Origin of the sequence: Priestia sp. 40 (genome assembly GCF_049368575.1) — a bacterium.
GTDB lineage: Bacteria > Bacillota > Bacilli > Bacillales > Bacillaceae_H > Priestia > Priestia zanthoxyli.
Map to the genome: position 1 here is coordinate 1,455,271 of NZ_JBMPZA010000005.1, position 19,258 is coordinate 1,474,528.

The 19,258-nt window shown below is 38.0% G+C and carries 18 protein-coding genes; 3 read left to right on the forward strand and 15 right to left on the reverse strand.

What is annotated here, in order from left to right; translation table 11 throughout:
* Window positions 1-125: 125 nt before the first annotated feature.
* On the reverse strand, window positions 126-1,514 hold the full coding sequence (argH, locus tag ACO1DI_RS08610) for an argininosuccinate lyase (protein ID WP_014458026.1): 1,389 nt from the start codon (window positions 1,512-1,514) through the stop codon (window positions 126-128).
* The gene (locus ACO1DI_RS08615; RefSeq protein WP_033579611.1) at window positions 1,511-2,719 is read right to left on the reverse strand and encodes an argininosuccinate synthase; all 1,209 of its coding nucleotides are present in this window, start codon (window positions 2,717-2,719) and stop codon (window positions 1,511-1,513) included. Before ACO1DI_RS08615 ends, argH begins: the two co-directional genes overlap by 4 nt.
* A gap of 315 nt (window positions 2,720-3,034) precedes the next feature.
* On the opposite strand from ACO1DI_RS08615, the gene ACO1DI_RS08620 reads away from it, so the two are divergent.
* Window positions 3,035-3,349, forward strand: a complete 315-nt coding sequence (locus ACO1DI_RS08620; RefSeq protein ID WP_014458024.1) for a hypothetical protein — start codon at window positions 3,035-3,037, stop codon at window positions 3,347-3,349.
* A gap of 24 nt (window positions 3,350-3,373) precedes the next feature.
* On the opposite strand, the gene ACO1DI_RS08625 is transcribed toward ACO1DI_RS08620, so the two are convergent.
* The 8 genes from ACO1DI_RS08625 to sppA all read right to left on the reverse strand — a co-directional run bounded on the left by ACO1DI_RS08625 (window position 3,374) and on the right by sppA (window position 10,584).
* Window positions 3,374-4,219 (reverse strand): EcsC family protein, encoded by an 846-nt coding sequence (locus ACO1DI_RS08625; protein WP_243555896.1) that lies wholly within the window; start codon window positions 4,217-4,219, stop codon window positions 3,374-3,376.
* A 228-nt stretch (window positions 4,220-4,447) separates the two neighbouring features.
* Window positions 4,448-5,638 carry an acetate kinase gene (locus ACO1DI_RS08630; RefSeq protein WP_013059468.1) on the reverse strand — a complete coding sequence of 397 codons (1,191 nt, stop codon included), beginning with the start codon at window positions 5,636-5,638 and terminating at the stop codon, window positions 4,448-4,450.
* 196 nt (window positions 5,639-5,834) lie between these two features.
* Window positions 5,835-6,827 carry a class I SAM-dependent methyltransferase gene (locus ACO1DI_RS08635; RefSeq protein WP_033579609.1) on the reverse strand — a complete coding sequence of 331 codons (993 nt, stop codon included), beginning with the start codon at window positions 6,825-6,827 and terminating at the stop codon, window positions 5,835-5,837.
* A 147-nt stretch (window positions 6,828-6,974) separates the two neighbouring features.
* Window positions 6,975-7,469: a thiol peroxidase gene (gene tpx / locus ACO1DI_RS08640; RefSeq protein WP_013059470.1), complete on the reverse strand. Its 495-nt coding sequence runs from the start codon at window positions 7,467-7,469 to the stop codon at window positions 6,975-6,977.
* A gap of 175 nt (window positions 7,470-7,644) precedes the next feature.
* On the reverse strand, window positions 7,645-8,112 hold the full coding sequence (ytfJ, locus tag ACO1DI_RS08645) for a GerW family sporulation protein (protein ID WP_014458021.1): 468 nt from the start codon (window positions 8,110-8,112) through the stop codon (window positions 7,645-7,647).
* Between the two features lie 13 nt (window positions 8,113-8,125).
* Window positions 8,126-8,824: a DUF2953 domain-containing protein gene (locus ACO1DI_RS08650; RefSeq protein ID WP_014458020.1), complete on the reverse strand. Its 699-nt coding sequence runs from the start codon at window positions 8,822-8,824 to the stop codon at window positions 8,126-8,128.
* A gap of 235 nt (window positions 8,825-9,059) precedes the next feature.
* A complete protein-coding gene (locus ACO1DI_RS08655) occupies window positions 9,060-9,563 on the reverse strand; it encodes an RDD family protein (RefSeq protein WP_013059473.1) in 504 nt (167 codons plus the stop codon).
* A 10-nt stretch (window positions 9,564-9,573) separates the two neighbouring features.
* Window positions 9,574-10,584 (reverse strand): signal peptide peptidase SppA, encoded by a 1,011-nt coding sequence (gene sppA, locus ACO1DI_RS08660; RefSeq protein ID WP_014458019.1) that lies wholly within the window; start codon window positions 10,582-10,584, stop codon window positions 9,574-9,576.
* Between the two features lie 149 nt (window positions 10,585-10,733).
* Between sppA and ACO1DI_RS08665 the strand changes: the two genes are divergently transcribed.
* Window positions 10,734-11,534, forward strand: a complete 801-nt coding sequence (locus ACO1DI_RS08665) for an NAD kinase (RefSeq protein ID WP_014458018.1) — start codon at window positions 10,734-10,736, stop codon at window positions 11,532-11,534.
* Window positions 11,535-11,557: 23 nt separating this feature from the next.
* On the opposite strand, the gene ACO1DI_RS08670 is transcribed toward ACO1DI_RS08665, so the two are convergent.
* From ACO1DI_RS08670 to ACO1DI_RS08685, 4 genes are all read right to left on the reverse strand, one after another.
* Window positions 11,558-13,150 carry an amidohydrolase gene (locus ACO1DI_RS08670; RefSeq protein WP_140451770.1) on the reverse strand — a complete coding sequence of 531 codons (1,593 nt, stop codon included), beginning with the start codon at window positions 13,148-13,150 and terminating at the stop codon, window positions 11,558-11,560.
* A gap of 123 nt (window positions 13,151-13,273) precedes the next feature.
* A complete protein-coding gene (locus ACO1DI_RS08675) occupies window positions 13,274-13,462 on the reverse strand; it encodes an alpha/beta-type small acid-soluble spore protein (protein ID WP_013059477.1) in 189 nt (62 codons plus the stop codon).
* 88 nt (window positions 13,463-13,550) lie between these two features.
* Window positions 13,551-14,762, reverse strand: a complete 1,212-nt coding sequence (gene thiI, locus ACO1DI_RS08680; protein WP_014458016.1) for a tRNA uracil 4-sulfurtransferase ThiI — start codon at window positions 14,760-14,762, stop codon at window positions 13,551-13,553.
* A 6-nt stretch (window positions 14,763-14,768) separates the two neighbouring features.
* Window positions 14,769-15,911, reverse strand: a complete 1,143-nt coding sequence (locus ACO1DI_RS08685) for a cysteine desulfurase family protein (RefSeq protein ID WP_014458015.1) — start codon at window positions 15,909-15,911, stop codon at window positions 14,769-14,771.
* Window positions 15,912-16,133: 222 nt separating this feature from the next.
* Between ACO1DI_RS08685 and brnQ the strand changes: the two genes are divergently transcribed.
* A complete protein-coding gene (gene brnQ, locus ACO1DI_RS08690) occupies window positions 16,134-17,489 on the forward strand; it encodes a branched-chain amino acid transport system II carrier protein (RefSeq protein ID WP_014458014.1) in 1,356 nt (451 codons plus the stop codon).
* 30 nt (window positions 17,490-17,519) lie between these two features.
* Here the strand turns inward: brnQ and ezrA are convergent, their stop codons facing one another.
* Window positions 17,520-19,211, reverse strand: a complete 1,692-nt coding sequence (gene ezrA, locus ACO1DI_RS08695) for a septation ring formation regulator EzrA (RefSeq protein ID WP_013059480.1) — start codon at window positions 19,209-19,211, stop codon at window positions 17,520-17,522.
* Between the last annotated feature and the right edge of the window lie 47 nt (window positions 19,212-19,258).

Consider the following 19,258-nt stretch of genomic DNA (forward strand, 5'->3'; position numbering starts at 1 on the left):
GTGAACTTTATTTCATAATCCCTTACATGATCTTTTCTATTTTCTTCTTAATTGCTCTAGTTATACCATTTATCTCACATCAAAAAACGTCCGCAGAATTTTCTGCGGACGTTTTGAGAACTGTTTTATATTGAAGCTTTTTCATGCAATTCATCTTTAGCTAGCTGAATTGCTTTTTTCACTTGTTCAAACCCTGTTCCTCCCGCGCTGTTGCGGCGATTAACAGCTGTTTTTGGACTTAATACATGGTAGATGTCTTCCTCGAATAAATCTGACGCTTCTTTATATTGCTCGAGCGGCAAATCCATTAGGTAGATATTTTTCTGAATACAAACGAGAACCAGTTTCCCAACCACTTCATGTGCTTCACGAAACGGCATACCTTTTGCAGCAAGATAGTCAGCTAACTCCGTTGCATTTGAAAAATCTTGTTTCGTAGCTTTTTCCATAACATTTGTTTTTACTGTCATTGTTTCAATCATGCCAGCAAAGATCGTTAAGCAGCCTTCAATCGTTGTAACCGTATCGAACATGCCTTCTTTATCTTCTTGTAAGTCTTTGTTGTATGTTAAAGGCGTGCCTTTTAACACAGTCAATAAGCTAAATAAGTGACCATATACTCGTCCTGTTTTACCACGAATTAACTCCGCCATATCAGGATTTTTCTTTTGAGGCATAATACTGCTGCCCGTTGCGTACGTATCGTCCATTTCAATAAATTGAAACTCTTGACTAGACCATAAAATTAACTCTTCACAAAAACGAGATAAATGCATCATTAAAATAGAACTGTTGCTTAAAAACTCTAAAATAAAGTCACGGTCGCTGACAGCATCCATACTGTTTTGATAAATTCCATTAAAGCCTAGAAGCTCCGCGCTGTAATGACGATCAATTGGAAATGTCGTACCAGCTAAAGCTCCTGCTCCTAAAGGAGATAAATCAATACGCTTTAGTGATTCCGCATAACGCTCAGCATCACGCTTAAACATTGAAACATAAGCCATTAGATGATGAGCAAAAGAAACCGGCTGCGCGCGCTGTAAATGTGTGTAGCCTGGAAAAATTGTTTCGACATGCTGATCTGCTTTTGTAAGCAGCACATCTTCTAGATTTTCGATCAGTCCTACAATTTGTTGAACATGCTTTTTTAAATATAAGTGCATATCTGTAGCAACTTGATCATTACGGCTTCGACCCGTATGAAGCTTACCTCCAACCGGACCAATTTCATCAATTAATAGCTTTTCTAAATTCAAATGAATATCTTCATATTGAGCAGAAAATGTTAATTCTTTCTTCTTAGCTTTTTCAAGCAGTGTTTGAAGGCCTTTTTTAATTTGTGACGCTTCATCTCCAGAAAGAATGCTGCATTTCTCAAGCATTGTTACATGTGCTAAACTGCCTTCAATATCTTCTTCTACAAGATGCTGATCAAATGAAATGGACGCACCGAACTCGTCAATCCATTGTTCAGGGCGTTTCGTAAAACGCCCTCCCCAAAGTTTGGTCATACCGTTGTCACCTTCTTTTGATTTACCATGCTGCTCACTTGTGTTGGAAGACCCCATAATGAGATAAAACCAACTGCTGCATTGTGATCAAATTCATCTTCTTTTGTATATGTTGCAAGTTTTTCATTGTATAAAGAATTAGGAGATTTACGTCCCTCTACGATAGCATGCCCTTTAAATAGTTTTACTCTCACTGTTCCGTTCACATATTGCTGCGTGTCTTTTAAGAATGCAAGCAGGGAATTTGTTAATGGAGAGAACCATAAACCTTCATAGATAACTTCTGTTAATTTTTTCTCAATCACTGGTTTGAAGTGCGCTACTTCTTTCACTAATGTTAAATCTTCAAGCTCTTTGTGTGCTTTAATTAATGTCATAGCAGCTGGACACTCATATACTTCACGTGATTTGATTCCCACAAGACGGTTTTCTACATGGTCAATACGTCCCACTCCGTGCTTACCTGCAATTTCATTCAATTCTAGAATTAACTGAGCTAGCGTATAAGATTGACCATTTAATGCTACTGGAACACCTTCAACGAATTCAATTTCTACTACATCGGCTGTGTCCGGAGTATTTTCAAGAGAAGCCGTTAGGTCATATGCTTCTTCAGGTGGAGCTGCCCAAGGATCTTCAAGAACGCCGCACTCGTTACTTCTTCCCCATAAGTTTTGGTCAATTGAAAATGGGCTGTCTAAGTTAATTGGAATTGGAATATTCTTTTCTTTTGCATACTCGATTTCTTCTTCACGAGACCATTTCCAGTCACGAACAGGAGCTAAAACTTCTAAGTGTGGATTTAATGCTTTAATTGATACTTCGAAACGCACTTGGTCATTTCCTTTTCCCGTACATCCATGTGCGACAGCTACTGCATTTTCTTGTTCTGCTACTTCTACAAGCTTTTTAGCGATTAGCGGTCTAGATAGTGCAGATACCAATGGATATTTCCCTTCATATAATGTGTGTGCTTGAAGTGCTGCTAATGCAAATGTATTAGCATATTCTTCTTTTGCATCAATCACATATGACGATACCGCTCCAACTGTTAAGGCTTTTTCTTTAACGAACTTTAAATCTTTTCCTTCGCCTACATCTAAACAGCAAGCTACCACATCGTACCCTTTTTCCTGTAACCATTTAATTGCAACTGATGTATCTAAACCTCCAGAATATGCTAAAACAACTTTTGGATTACTCATTATCTATTCCTCCTACAAATTATATATATATTAATACAACCGTTTTAATTTTTATTCATTTAATCTACTATTACTTTAACAACTTTTTAATCTATTTTCAATAGTTATTCAAAAAAAAGTATATAAATTCACATTTATTTTAATTAAATAAGATAAAAACTCTTAAAATACTATAAAAATGAACACAACTGAATATTTCTAACTTAAACGCTGTGTATATTTATATGCATAAACTAGGTATAAATGATTTATTTTTTCACTTACAGTAGCTCTGGCTTTTATCATTAAGTAAAATGGAGGGAAAGAGGTGAAAAAATGGAGCGCTTTTTTACTTATAACAACAGACTCGGTATAAAAATTCCTGCTCTTGAAAGAGAATGGACATTCTATTCTGAAAAAGTTCAGCAGGATATCCTCCTAACATGGGAATCCATTCGGGGGCAGATTCCAGACAAAATTCAATCTTTAGAAAAGAGTATTAATCAAAAACAAGCAGCGTTAGAAGATGAGACTAATTTTATCCGCTCCTGTGAATTAAATAGCGAGATAGGAGAACTTGCTTCTATTATTAATGATTTGTGGATTTGGTATCGAACAAATGAGGAAATATCAAAAAAGGTTCACGGATAGACAAAAAGACGAGTCTCATGAAAATTAATGAGACTCGTTTTTCTTATCCAGTAAATAGCGGTATTGGTAAAAGCGCTTCGCATAATCTGTCACTTGTTTGGCCATTCGATAATTCATCCCTCCGCCAACCATCATACTCACAATTGGCAAACGATTATAAACTTTTCGCTTCGCAGCAAATATAGCTAGCGTTTTCCCAATTTGCACAACGATTTTTTGCAGCCACGTTTTATCTACAATTTGATCAACACCTTCATAAAAATACGGGTCAAATTCTTGGCTTAGCTCACTCTTTAATTGATGCCATCCCTCAGCCTGAAGGTGTCTAGGTAACGTTGCTGCATGGAAAACTTTTAGCGTTAGCATAAGCTCTGAAGGAGTCTGGATATGATAGCCGTAGCTCATTGCTGCCTGTTGCACCGCTTGAATATTCATGCATAAAACAGCAGGTATATCAATACCGACTAGCAGCGATTGTCCGGTTCCTGAAAGTGCTCCTTGACTCAGCGCATACAACCGAAGCTTGGCCATTTGCTGTTCGCATATATAAGAAAGCTGATCTACTTGAAGGGTATTCATTTCTGACAGATCTGTGATATCTTCTTTGAATACACGGGCGGTTTCAATAATTCGTTTTGTCGCTTGAGTTTGCATTTCCGCACCTTGAATTAATGCAGTTAGCTGAAAGAGTCCCTCATCAATTTTATGTAAATAGGTCTCACGAACAGAAGCAGGAATTAAATTAAGCCCTTTTTCTAACCATTCTTCGTACAATAACTCCATCTCAGTTGCTTCTACGCTCTGTAAGCTCTCTTCCCATTTATAGATTTCTTCTAAAAGCTGTTCTTCGCGATTCGTTAGTATCATCATGTCACCCTTTCAAGAAATAAGTAGTTTTATTTTTATTATAACAAATAATGCATCCGTTACATTTTGCTTCCTATATTATTTCTTTCTTCTATACGTTGTAAACCTTCTTTCAACCGTCAGCTCCTTACGCTATATAAAAAAGCTGATTTCCTAACAAGGAAATCAGCTTTTCGTTAGTTTGCCTGACAATTTATGAGAATTCATGCATTGAAGAGGCACTTTATGAACTTAAATATTCGCTAAACGAGTAACGTCACGTGCAATCATAACTTCTTCGTCTGTAGGAATAACCATAACTTTAACTGGAGAATGAGGGTAGCTAATAAATGCTTCTTCTCCTTGTACACTATTTAAAGCTGGATCCCAATAAACGCCCATGAACTCTAAACCACGAAGAACGCGAGCACGTACAACATCACTGTTTTCTCCAATACCTGCTGTGAAGATGATTGCATCTACACCAGACATACGAGCAGCATAAGAACCGATATATTTATGAATACGGCTAGCAAATACTTCAAGTGCTGTTTCAGCGCGTTCATTGCCTTCAGCGCTTGCTTTGATTAGATCGCGTAGGTCACTAGAAATACCAGATACACCTAAAAGACCACTTTCTTTATTTAATACATTTAATACTTCGTCAGCAGTTTTTCCTGTTTTCTCCATAATAAATGGAATTAATGCAGGGTCAATGTTACCTGAACGAGTTCCCATTGCTACACCAGCTAATGGTGTGAAGCCCATTGATGTATCAATTGACTTGCCGCCTTCAATTGCAGCGATACTTGCACCGTTACCTAAGTGACAAGAGATTAAGCGTAATTGTTCGATTGGACGGCCAAGAAGCTCAGCTGCACGCTCAGAAACATATTTATGAGATGTGCCGTGGAAACCGTATTTACGAACGCCATACTTTTCATAGTACTCGTACGGTAAGCTGTACAAGAATGATTTTTCTGGCATTGTTTGATGGAATGCTGTATCGAAGACTGCTACAGCTGGAACATTTGGAAGAATATCTTGGAACGCTTTAATTCCCACAATGTTTGCTGGGTTGTGAAGCGGTGCTAAATCAGATAAAGCTTCAATTTCCGCTAATGTTTCATCTGTGATTAAAACAGAATCAGCAAATTTCTCTCCGCCGTGTACGACACGGTGACCTACACCAGTGATTTCATCGTATGATTGAATGATGTTTTGAGAAAGTAACTTTTCAACTAAAATTTTAACTGCAACAGCATGGTCAGGGATTTCTGTAATATCCGTTTGTTTTTCACCATTTACCGAGATCGTGAAAACAGCGTTATCTAAACCAATTCGTTCTACTAAACCTTTTGTTAATACCGTCTCACTTGGCATTTCAAATAATTGAAACTTAAGTGAAGAACTGCCGGCGTTGATTGCCATGATTTTTGACATAAAAAAACAGCTCCTTCTTTATTATACGTGCATCATAAACATAACGAACAGAACATAAAAGTGTAATCTCTACAATATTCTATGCATTTCGACACGATTTCTATCCTTATTCATTTAATCATTCACGACAATAGATTTCAAGAGCTATACATCATGAAAACGCTACCGGCAAATATTCATTATTTTCGAAAAAGACTTACTTTTTATTAACGCGAAACCATTGGTCCATTTGAGCCATAATATCACTCATTGCTTCTCGATTACTGAACTTCGGCAAATTCACAAGCAGCGCGTTCTCAGGTGCCGTTACCCCTTCTCCTTGCTTTTGAAGAATGATAATACTCTTAGCAGCCTGCTCTTGTTTGAACATTGAAAGCGGCAGCTGAACGATTCCTTGAACGATTGCTTCCTCTTTTAGCAGCGGCTGTAATAAATGAGACTGTTCAGATTCGAACAAGTTATTTGGAATAAGAGCTACTACGTATCCTCCGTCTTTTACATGGCGCAAGCTTTGTTCAATGAATAAGTGATGAGCATAGGTATGACCTTCTTCAGCTCTTACTTTATAGTCTTTTGCCCCTTCATCGTTTGGATAATAACCAACCGGCAGGTCACAGACAACTAAATCAACAGGATCAATAAAAAGCGGCTGTAAGCTGTCTTGATTAAATAATTGAACGCCGTGCTTCTGTAAGTTTGCATTTACATATGTCAATTGAAGTAATAAATCATCCACATCTACACCGTATACGTGTTCAATTGACGCAGCGTGTGTATTTAAAATGGTTGTTAATAAGTTTCCAGCTCCTACTGCTGGATCTAAAAGCGTATACTTATCTTTTCCTGCCATGAATTTTCCAACTAAGTAGCTAACAAATAGTCCTACAGCATCAGGGGTCATTTGGTGGTTAGGCTGAACTGCTTCTTTCATCCCTTTTAAAATAGCTAGCTGATATGCTTTTCGAATCGTTTCTTTTTCAAAATGATCAAGCGTGATTGAATCGTATTCTTTTTTTAAACGTTTTTTGGTTACCTCATCTAGCTCTTCTTGCAAAATAGTTCCTTGAAACAAGTTTTCTCCCGTTTCAGCTACTGCTTCTAAATATACGCAGTTTAGTTCTTTTCTTAAAATAATAGCTGTTTGATCAATTACACCAAATAGCTTTTCCATACTAGCTAATTGACTCATATTCTGCCTCCTGTGTAATGAAATGATATCTATATAAATGAGTAAACGTCCTATTTGGAACATCATATTTTATCATAAAAGCTTCTTAAAACACAAAGAAGGCGAAAAACATTGTTTTCCGCCTTCTTCCGAACGCCATCGACAATCTTACTTAGCTGTTTTAGCTGCTTCGATTGCTGCTTCGTAGTTCGGATGCTCAGTTACTTCTGGTAAGTACTCAACATACGTTACGTTGTCATTTGAGTCTACTACAAAGATTGAACGAGCCAATAAGCGTAATTCTTGAATAGCTACACCATATGCTTCGCCGAAAGATAAGTCGCGGTGGTCAGATAAAGTTTGAACATTATCAATGCCATTAGCACCACACCAGCGCTTTTGAGCAAACGGTAAATCTACGCTCACTGTTAATACTTTTACGTTATCTAATTTAGCTGCTTCTTCGTTGAAGCGGCGAGTTTGCGCATCACAAACTCCAGTATCAATAGAAGGAACTACACTGATTAGGCGAACAGAACCCTTTGTACTGTCAAGCGTTACTTCTGATAAATCATTTGCTAAAACGGTAAAGTTTGGCGCCTTGTCTCCAACCTTTACTTGATTTCCTAATAATGTTACATCGTTACCTTTAAATTTAGTCACGAATAATTCCTCCTTTAAATAAGTATGTACACTGTTCATATTAGCTTGTCTGTCTCTATATTGCAATTAAATGACATACATAATATAACGCTGTATGCTAGAAAACATGTCCAATAAAAAAGCTTTGCTTGCTTCTTTGAACGTTCAAAGAAGCAAGCAAAGCTTTAGTTTATCCCTACAAATTAAAGTCATTTGCACCGTCATGATGCTGATTTTGTTGATTATGATGATCCTGCTGATGGTTATTTCGCTTGAACATTTGCTGCACGCGTTCAATGGCTTGAGGTGCTGTATCTAAAATCTTTTCGTATAAATGTGTGCTTTCGTTAAGGTGAAGCATTTTAATTCCGTTTCCACTCACAATTAAAAAGGCAATTGGCGTAATTGATACACCGCCACCGCTACCTCCGCCAAATGGATGACCTGATTCTTGCTGATGCTGTCCCGGAGAAGATGGTGCATGCCCTTCTACTCCAAACTCGCTTCCGCCCGCTGCAAAACCAAAACCTACTTTTGAGACCGTTAAAATGACGCTGCCATCAGGTGTTTCTACAGGATCACCAATGATTGTATTAACATCAATCATTTCCTTTAAATTTTCCATAGCTGTCGACATTAAACTTTTAATTGGATGTTCTGCCATTAAGATAACCTCCTTATGTTTTCACAGAGTGTGTCTTGTTCTTATTTGACGACTTCCATCTTTTGCGACGCTTTTTGGACGTATGCCGCCAGTATCTCAAGGTCCGTAAACCTACTAGAATAGCTTGACCAACTCGAAAAGAAATTATGCACTCAAATACCGTTTCTGACCAAAGATGTTGAAATACAGGAGTCACGCTCATGACAGGCATATCTTTTAGTTTCATATAACGGCTGATTATACCGACTATGCCCCCTTTTGCAGACCATACAGCCCCGGTAAGTACGCCTGTTAGCGCAGCATCACCTAAGCCGAAACGGCTGTGCCATCTAATATCCCTTACCGTCACTTTCTGTAAGAAACGACGAAAAATTTTATGAAAACCGACTACCTGTTCAAGGAATTGCTTCGCATTTTCTAACATGCTTAGTCCGTCTTCTACAGAATAATCACTCCATGAATTCTCGTCTTCTTTTCCTTGATCACCCATTCCTTTTTTCTTTTCAACAAGCAAACGTGGAGAATCTTTTTTTACTTTCACTACCGGAATTTCATATGTATAGCGAATAAGACCGAACCAAGCTCTGAGTCTCACTCTGTAATAATCGTTATCTCGGACATGATGAAGCTCTACAAATAGCGTGATTTTTGTCCATACAATAAGTACAATAACAATTAAAAGTGCTAGCAATATCCATAAAAGCCATAGCACATCCTTCACTCCTTCTTAGCTTCACATTATCTCCAAAACAGAGAATATTAAACCTTATGAAAACAATAAAAAGAGGTTGAGACATAACGAAATAAATCCAATCAGCTGCTAGAAAGATCTACATAAATGAAACCTACGTTTACCCTAACAAAAAAAACCGAACCACTAATCAAAAATCTTGATCAGTGGTTCGGTTTTCAATTCGTCTAAATACTTTTGCCCCAGCCTCTTTTTATTATCTGCTTATTGTACCTTCATGTATGACAGTTGTATCTGCGTAGTAATCATGCGCTCCCTGCTTCTTAGGTAAAAACGCAACTAATAAATAGCCAAGTAAAAAAACCGTTTTAGAAATATAACGTCCAACTCCTTCACGAAACAGCACAACAGGCCAAGTTAAGGTGGAGTCTTTCAGCGATACTACTTTAAGCCCAAACACCATCTTTCCAAGCGTTTGTCCAAAATACTTGGTCATTAAAACAAAATAACCATAAAAGATAATAACCGTTACAATCGTATAGGGAGAAAAAAATCCATCTCCTCGAGAAATACCTGCTAAATGGAAAATGGGCTTGATCAGCAGGGAGTTCAAGCTAGCTACCACAGCTAGATCTAAAAGATATGCCCAAAAGCGCATCCAAAAGCCTGCATAATGGAATTCACTACCTATTGGAGTACTTACCGCTGGCTCATGTTTTATATTGTCGTTCGATTCGGTTGAATGAGACTGATTTTCCATGTTCCCACCTCTATTCTGCATATAAATACATCAGACGCGGAGAGCTTGGCTGCGCAAATGTTTTTAACATTGCAGTGACTTGTTCATCTCCACCTATTACTTTTTGCATGCTCATTGAAAGCCAAGAAGGCAGTCCGAATCCTTGATTGTATTGAATTACTTGTGCACCTTTTAACTTATAATCTTTCTCCATTCCCGTTACCGCATCTTCAAAATAGCCTAGTTGATCGACCAGCTTCAGCTCTTTAGCCTGACGTCCATCGTACACTCGTCCATCTGCGATAGAACGCACTTTTTCTTTAGACAAGTGGCGTCCCTCAGAGATAACATTGACGAAACCATCGTACGAGTTGTCTACAAGTGTTTGCATAATTTCTTTTTCTTCTCCGGTCATTTCTCTTGTTGGAGACATAATATCTTTATGAGCCCCGCTTTTAATAACAACAGATTCTACTCCTAGTTTATCAGCCAGCTTGCCGTAGTTAACACTTTGCATAATTACACCTAGTGAACCTGTTAAAGTGTCCGGAATTGCATAGATTTTATTAGCAGCTGTTGAAATATAATAGCCTCCTGAAGCAGCCATTGATCCCATTGAAATATACACTGGCTTTTTCGTTTCTTTCTTCAGCTCTTCAATTTTTTTATGTATTTCAGCACTTTCAACGACGCCGCCGCCCGGTGAATTCACCTTAATAATGACTCCTTTAACTGCCTTATCATTTTTTGCAGCCTCTAGCTGCTTTAAAAATGCTTGGTGGTTATAACCATTTTGGGACATAAGCGGAGAGGAACTGCTTCCTGTATCTTGAATCGTTCCATTGACCTCTAGCACTGCAATTTTCTTAGCTGCATTCCCTTTTTCGATAACTGTTTCTGATAGTTCACTGTCGTCTCCTCCAAATATGCCTGCCAGACCGTCATCTTTTTCTTCTTTGACTGAAAAACCAATATTAACAATCGCAGAAAAAATGAATAAGCAGGCCGCAATTAAAAGAGCAATCCACCTTTTTTTGTTCATGAAAATCCTCCTTTTTAGGTGTCAGAATTAAAAGATTATTCTTTTAATTCTTAAAGCAATAATGCTATAATTATTGTAACAAACTTTTTTTAAAAAGTTTACTTTATCGCTAATATTTTACATATCAGACAAACAAGGGGGAACTATCTATGCCAAATCGTCGCAACGTTTATTTCTTTCATCCAAAAAACCAGGAATCAAAGGCGCTCGTAAGTCCACTTATTGAACTTGCAAAACAATATGACTTTCAAGTAGTAGATCATTTCGACAGCGCTAACATCATTGTAAGTATTGGCGGTGACGGAGCTTTCTTGCAGGCTGTCCGTCAATCTGGCTTTCGAGATGACTGCTTATATGCTGGTGTCACAACTTCAGATCAACTAAGCTTTTACTGCGATTTTCATATCGATGAAACGGATAAAATGATTGAAGCTATTACGACAGAAAATATAGAAGTACGTCGATTTCCCGTTTTACAAACTCAAATTGATCAAGGAACTTCTTTTTATTGCTTAAATGAATGTTCTATTCGATCAGGTGTTATAAAAACACTCAGTCTAGATGTTTTTATTAATGAAAATCACTTTGAAACATTCCGTGGGGATGGGATGATTATTTCAACACCAACAGGCAGTACGGCTTATAATAAATCGGTAAGTGGAGCCGTAGTTGATCCGTTAATTCCTTGTATGCAAGTCAGCGAATTGGCATCGTTAAACAATAATAATTATCGTACATTAGGATCTTCATTCATCCTAAGCGCTGAGCATACGCTCACTTTAAAACTATCCAATGACAACAACCACAGTCCAATTATTGGAATAGATAACGAAGCATTAAATGCACGTCAAGTCGATCAAGTTCAAATACGTTTAAGCGACCGTCAAATTAAAACGGTTAAGCTAAAAGATAACTCTTTCTGGCAACGAGTTAAGCGTACATTTCTATAATAAAAAGCGCCCAAGGGCGCTTTTTATTTTTGATATACAATTTTTCCATTAATAGCAGTCATCTGCACCTGTACCCCTGGAATATCATCTGCAGATATCTCAAACAGATCTTTTTCTAATACGGTAAAATCGGCCACATATCCCTTCTGAACATATCCTTTTTTATGCTCTTGATGAATGGCCTGCGCGCTTCCTAAAGTAAACAGCTGAACAGCTTCAAATACTGTGAGTCGCTCAGAAGGTATGTAAACGACCGAGCTATTTGGAGAAGTTTTTCTAGAAACCGCTGCATGGATCGTTAACATGGGATTGATAGGTTCAATAGGTGCATCCGATCCGCCTGCACACATAACCCCTTCGTCCAATAACGTTTTCCAAGCATAGCAATAATCCAAATGCTCTTCTCCGATTTTTTCAATGACCCATGGAAAATCACTGGCTAAAAACCGAGGCTGAATATCTAGCACAACCGGGAGCTTTTTTACACGATCAACTAAATCTTTTCGTAGAATTTGCGCATGGATGATACGATCTCTTTGCCCTGTTTGAGGAGGATATTGTTCGATGCTTTCCACTACGTATTGAAACGCTAAATCCCCAATCGCATGAATTGCAACGGTCATGCCCAATTCTCTCGCTTTCCTCACTAGCTGCTTTAATTCATCTAGTGATTGAATAGCTACACCTCTTGTAGAAGGGTCGCTTTTGTAAGGAAAGCTTAAAAGCGCAGATTGACTGCCGAGCGAACCATCAGCAAAAATCTTCATTGGCCCTATTTCAATAAAATCGGATGTGTCTTTCTTTTCTTCACAGTATGTATACATATCATCTACAGCTTCATGATGGACAAGTAAATGAGCACGAAACAGCTGCTTTTCTTTATGAATAACGTCTTGGAATGCTTGATATGTACGCAAAAAGCCTCCATAATAATTTAAATCTTCCGTATGTCCACCCGTTAATCCGTGCTGAACACAATCTTTAATGGCTACTGAAAGCGCTTGTCGAATGTATGCTTCTGATACTTGAGGAATATGAGCCGTTACTAATTCTTGCGCTTGATCAGCCAAAAAACCGGTAGGATTTCCAGCTTCATCCCTCTGGATAATACCTCCTTCCGGGTCACGTGTTTCAGCTGTAATCCCGGCTATTTTAAGAGCAGTCCCGTTTACTACTAATCCGTGACGACAGACTCGCTTCAACATAATAGGATGTTCAGTTGAAAGCTGATCAAGATCTTGATACTGAATCAAAGAGGAATCTTCCCACTGATTTTCATCCCACCCTTCTCCAATTACCCATTCTCCTTTTGGCGTACTCTCTACTTTTTTCCGAACGAGCCTTAACACCTCTTCCCGAGAAGTAGCTTGAGACAAATCAAGCCTAAGAAGCTTTTCACCGTGACCAATTAAGTGAAGGTGGCTATCGACAAAGCCCGGATACATTGGGTGTCCTTTGAGGTGTACTTCTTTGTCAATCTCAGCACCCCATTTGATTCTTAGCTCTTCTTCTGCGCCTATATCTTCAATGAATCCTTTTTCAACATATACGCTTTCTACATGCTCACCTTCTTTTAGCATCGTATATATTTTGCCGCCGTAAAATAAAGTCCCCATCGCCAACATCTCCTTTACTTTATAAAGCTTGATCTTGTCTCTATTATACGTGACAAAACAAACAAGACAAAAGAGTGAGGTTTCCCCCACTCTTTTTAGCCATCATTATTTAATTAATATGACTTATTTACCACCAAGTTGTTGCTCAGCCATTTGAACTAAGCGTTTAGTGATTTCTCCACCAACAGATCCGTTAGCGCGAGCTGTTGCTTCTGGTCCAAGATTTACACCGAATTCAGAAGCGATTTCGTATTTCATTTGGTCGATAGCAGCTGCTGAACCAGGAGCTACTAATTTGTTTGTGTTTGCCATGTGTTTTCACCTCCTTGTTGAATATAGATTGTGTCAAAACACATGGCATCATACATTATTTTTTTGGTAATTTTATGAAATTTTACTTTTAAAACAAATCTTCTACGCTGTCTGCGGTATTTGTAGCCGAAGAAGCTGTCATCTCAAGCGTTTCTACATTATTTACCGCTTCTTGAATTAATGTTTCAAAATCATAAAATTGTTCGTATCGATTGATTTTTTCACGCTTTGGCTTAGTTTTTGGTGAGCTTGGCGTAAAAATTGTACAGCAGTCTTCATACGGACGATTCGAAATTTCATGTGTGTCAATTTTACGAGCAATTTCCACAATCTCCGTTTTATCCATTGTCACAAGCGGACGCAAAATTGGCGTATTCGTCACTTCATTAATCGCATACATGCTCTCAACCGTTTGACTAGCTACTTGCCCTAAGCTGTCGCCAGTTACGATAGCTAACGATTCATTTTTTTCACGAATAAGGTCCGTAATTCGAAGCATCATACGGCGTGTAGAGGTCATGGTATAATTCTCTGGAATTTGCTTTTGAATCGCTTGCTGTACAGCTGTAAACGGTACAATGTGAAGCTTTACTTTTTCGTGATAAGCCGTTAATTTTTGCGTTAAATCAATTACTTTTTGCTTAGAACGTTCACTTGTAAAAGGCGGACTATAAAAATGAACCGCTTCTATTTCTAAACCGCGCTTCATAGCTAAGTATCCTGCAACCGGGCTGTCGATTCCTCCAGAAAGCATGAGCATCGCTTTTCCACTCGTACCAACTGGAAGACCCCCTGCTCCGCGATAATCAAAACATGTAATATACGTTGCTTCACTTCTCACTTCTACTCGTACATTTACGCTTGGCTCTTTTACGTTTACCTGTAGATGCTCTGTATTTCGTAGAATATGACTTCCTACTGCATAATTTAATTCGTTTGTATCAAGAGGAAATTGTTTGTACGCTCTTCGAGTAGATACTTTGAACGTTTTTCCTTCTATATCAAATTCTTTCATTGCTTCTAGCGCTGCTTCTTGAATGGCTTCAAGTTCATTTTCAACTTTTAATGCTAAACTAAAACTTTGAATACCAAAGATTTGCTGAAGACGTTCAATGATAGGCTCGTGATTTTCACCATTTAAGTGAATATACATACGGTCTCTTGTGTATTTTACGTGAATGTTTTGGAATGCACTAAGAGCCGTTACAATATTTTTTCTTAGCTGCGCAACAAATTTTTTTCTATTTTGTCCTTTAGTGGAGATTTCTCCGTATCGAATTAAAATATGGTTATATATCATAGTTATTTACCTCATTACTTTCTTTAGATCTTCAATTACTGTGAAAATAGCATTTATAATGGGCGTTACTTCATTATAGTCATTTAATCCTGACAAGCTCAAACGAATGGACTGATCGGCTTCTTCGTAATTTTTACCGATAGCTAAAAGCGTTTTACTTGGCTTTTTTCGTTTTGATGAGCAGGCAGATGTAGTTGATACAAACACTCCTTTTTCTTCAAGAGCGTGAACAAAAACCTCACCTTTAATACCTTGCGCTGTAAAATTTATAATATGGGGAGCTGAATGCTCATTCGGCGTATTAATCGTGATTCTTTCGTGAGCAGAAAGTTTGTCCATCAGTTCTGCTTTTATTTTCTGCATTTTTTGCTGATTCTGAGCTGCATGTTCAAGTGTTAAACGAAGTGCTTTAGCAAATGCTACGATTCCCGGAACATTTTCCGTGCCTGATCGATGCTGCATTTCCTGAGAGCCTCCGCTAAGCAACGGATGAAGCTGAACTCCATTTCGTTTATATAAAATTCCCGTTCCTTTTAAGCCGTGAATTTTGTGTCCTGATAATGTGCATAAATCAATTTTATGATTTGCTAAAGAAAGCGGAACTTTTCCAACCCCCTGCACATGATCGACATGAAAAAGCACCTTCGAATAGTTCGTGAGCATCTGTCCAATTTCTTCAATTGGCTGAATGGTGCCAATTTCATTATTTACATGCATAACAGATACTAAAATGGTTTCATCCGTAATAGCTGATTCAATAGCCGCAGGTGACACAAATCCACTTGAATCTACCGGAACATACGTAACGTTAAATCCTAGTGCTTCTAACTGCTTAAATGGTTCATGAACGGAATCATGTTCAATATTTGTCGTAATGATATGCTGACCTCGGCTTTTATATTGCATCGCTACGCCTTTAATAGCCAAATTATTCCCTTCTGTTCCTCCTGATGTAAAGATAATTTCATTTGACGATACGTGCAGCAATTCTGCTACTTGCTCACGTGAACGGCTCAACAAATTCTCCGCCTGTACGCCAAATTGATGGAGGGACGATGGATTGCCATAATAAGTTGTAGCTACTTTGGTAAAAGATTGTATGACTTCATTATAGGGTTTTGTTGTAGCGCTATTATCTAAATAAATCAAGGATGCGCGCCCCCTTCTTCATTTTTTCGGAACAACGTATTATCATACCACACCTTGGTATTTTTTTAAATTAGGCGTTCCTTTTATTATTAATAAACTATTTAGATTTTTTCAAAAAAACCTATATATGATTCCATAAATGTGGTAGTATGTATCACGTACTTTTAGTTTTTAAAAAGTCAGAAAATTTAATCATCAACATAAGAAACACTAGGAGGCATTATGAAAACCAAAGCACTCACTAACAAAGAAATACTTGCCATCGGTCTTATGCTGTTTGCTCTCTTTTTCGGAGCGGGAAATATGATTTTCCCTCCTTTGCTGGGACAGCAAGCCGGAACACACACTTGGAGTTCCATTATCGGTTTTCTCATTACAGGTGTAGGACTTCCGCTTATGGGGATAATCGCTGTTTCTAAAAGTAATGGAAACTTTACCGAAGTAGCTAAAAAAGTTCACCCTATTTTCGGGATTTCTTTTACTATATTGCTTTACTTAGCAATTGGCCCTTTTTTTGGTATACCCAGAACGGATACGGTAGCGTTTGAAATCGGTGTGACCCCATTTTTATCAGAAAATGCGGTTGCAAGCAAGATTCCTTTAATGGTCTATACCGTTATTTTCTTTGGCCTAACACTTTATTTATCATTGAATCCAACTAAAATTGTTGATCGCATAGGAAAAATTCTAACTCCTTTACTGCTCGCAGTATTAGCTCTTTTAGCTATCAAAAGTTTAATGACACCTATGGGTTCTTTTCAAGAACCTCACGCCAAATATATAGCCTCTCCATTTACGGGCGGCTTTATTGATGGATATTTGACAATGGATACAATTGCAGCTCTCGTATTTGGCATCGTTGTTATCAACAGTATTAAGGAAAAAGGCGTAACGGACGAACGAACACTTGCTTCGGTATGTATCAAAGCCGGGTTGATTGCTGCTGCTGGGTTAGCTATCGTTTATCTTTCTCTCGCGTATGTCGGCGCTTCAAGCGTAGAAGCAATTGGTATGAAAGAAAATGGAGGAGCTATTTTAACAGCTGTAGCTACAACATTATTCGGTTCGTTTGGCACCATTATTTTAGGACTCGCTATTACATTTGCTTGTCTAACGACAGCCATCGGATTAACTTCTGCTTGCGCACGATTTTTCACGCAGCTGGTGCCAAGCATGTCATATAAAACATTTGTTGTCATTTTAATGCTGTTTAGTGCTGTTATTTCAAATGTAGGGCTTACTCAATTAATTTCTATTTCCATACCTATTTTGACCTTTGTATACCCTATTGCCATTACGCTAATTGCTTTATCATTAATTGAAAGAGCCATTTCGTTTGGTCGAGAAGTATATGTGACAGCCGTAATCATTAGCTCGATTCTGAGCATTTTTGACGGGTTAAAAGCAGCAGGAATTATCCTAACAAGCATAGACAATTTTTTCAAAAACTATTTGCCGCTTTATAGCCAAGGCCTTGGCTGGCTTATTCCAACAGTTGCTGCTGCCTTCATAGGCTATATTATTAGTATTGCAAGAGGTACACATCACACAGATAGTATACAAAGAAAAGCGTCATAAAAAAGCTCGTGTCCTTTGGACACGAGCTTTTTAACTCTGTGAAGATACAATACGCTGTATACGATCCAGCGCACCAGGATCTACTTGCTCAATAGCTGCAGATGCCTGTTTTAATGCTTCTTTGTATTCGTAATGACGAAACGCTTCTTCTGCTTCTTCTAAAGACTGTGCAATCGAGTGATGAGTACTTCTATAACGGTTACCGTATTGAATCACTCTTTCAACGAGTCGCGCCTCTTCTAACATTGCCTCTGTTTCATCAAATGTATCCTGAACAAAACCAACAGCATCTTCAAGTAAAGATTGAACAGCTTGAATATTAAGCGGTTTTTCTTTCAGCTTAGCGGTTACTTCATTTAAGATATGAACCGTTTTTTCAAGCTGCACTTTGTATTCTTCAGGAACACCAGGAAGGTTGCTTTTTTGAATAAGGCGTCTTGCTTCAATCAACTGAGATTTCAGTTCTTCTATTTTGTCCTTAGCCGAGAGCTCATCTTTGCGAAGAGCTTGTAGCATATCGCTATAGGATTCCTGAGATTCTTTTAATTGGTTAAGCTGTTTGGAAACGTCTTCGAGTTCTTCTTGGATCACACTGTAGGCTAAATTGTGCTCCGCCACCTTGTCCGAAATATTATAGTACAAGTTAGTCAATCGTTTTAGTTCGCGGTCCATTTTATAATATACGTCTAAATCGCGCTCTTTAAAATGATAGCTTTGCTGTACAAATAGCGTTTCTTCACGAAGTTCACGGTTTCGTTCTTGAAGCATACGAAGGAAGTTAGATACCGTATGAGATTCACGGTTCATTTTATGATAGGAGAAAACCTCATGCTCAAGTGAGTCATATAACTGCTCTAAGCGTTCGTTCACATCATCTAGTTTTGTAATCGCTTCTTCCACATATAATTCTTCAATATCTGCAATAATTTCAGCAGTTTCTTGTTTTAAAAGCTCTACCGTTTCTTCTACTTGCAGATGATCTAACACATATCCCTGCTCACTCATTTCGCGGAACCCGTCAAGCAGTTCGTTGAACTGAACAGGAAGAGTGGTCTGACACTCAACTAACACTTTTGGAATTTGTTCTAAATACGAATCAATAGCTGTTAAATCAGTTTTTAATTGAAGAACAATCTCACGTGCTTGAAGATAGTTTCCGTTAATCGTCTCTTCCTCGTATTTTTTAAACTGCTCTTTAGATGTATTAATTGCGTATTCTAACGTTTTTTCAGCATTTCCATAGGAATACCGATGTGCGAGCAATTTTTTCTTCACGTGGCGGTGAAGCTGATTTAATTCCTCAATATCATATCGATTATCTTGTTCGCTACCAATTAAATTTTGAAGTTCAGTAAGTATGTTTTCAATATCTATCTTGGTTTGTTCTAAGGCTTGATCAATATGTATAGATAACTGCTTCGCTTTTTTAAACCGGTATTTATCTGCTGCTTCTTCCGTTTCAAACAGTTCTTTATCAATTTTCGGGAGATTAGTTGATATAATTTCATCCCACTGCTCACGCCAACGTTCAAATAGCTCTTCAGTTTGACCTGTCATGTTCAATTCTTTTACTTTTGAAATTTCCTCTGCAACTGGCGTATTTGCTAATTCGACTTTGATCGTTTCCAGGCGATCAATTTCTTGATAAATCTTTTTACGTGAAAACATTCCGTACACAACTAATCCGATAATAAGTATGATTAGTGCTATAATGAATTCCATACTAAGCCCCCTTACAGTGCGTTCTACATGACAAGTTTCTTATTTAT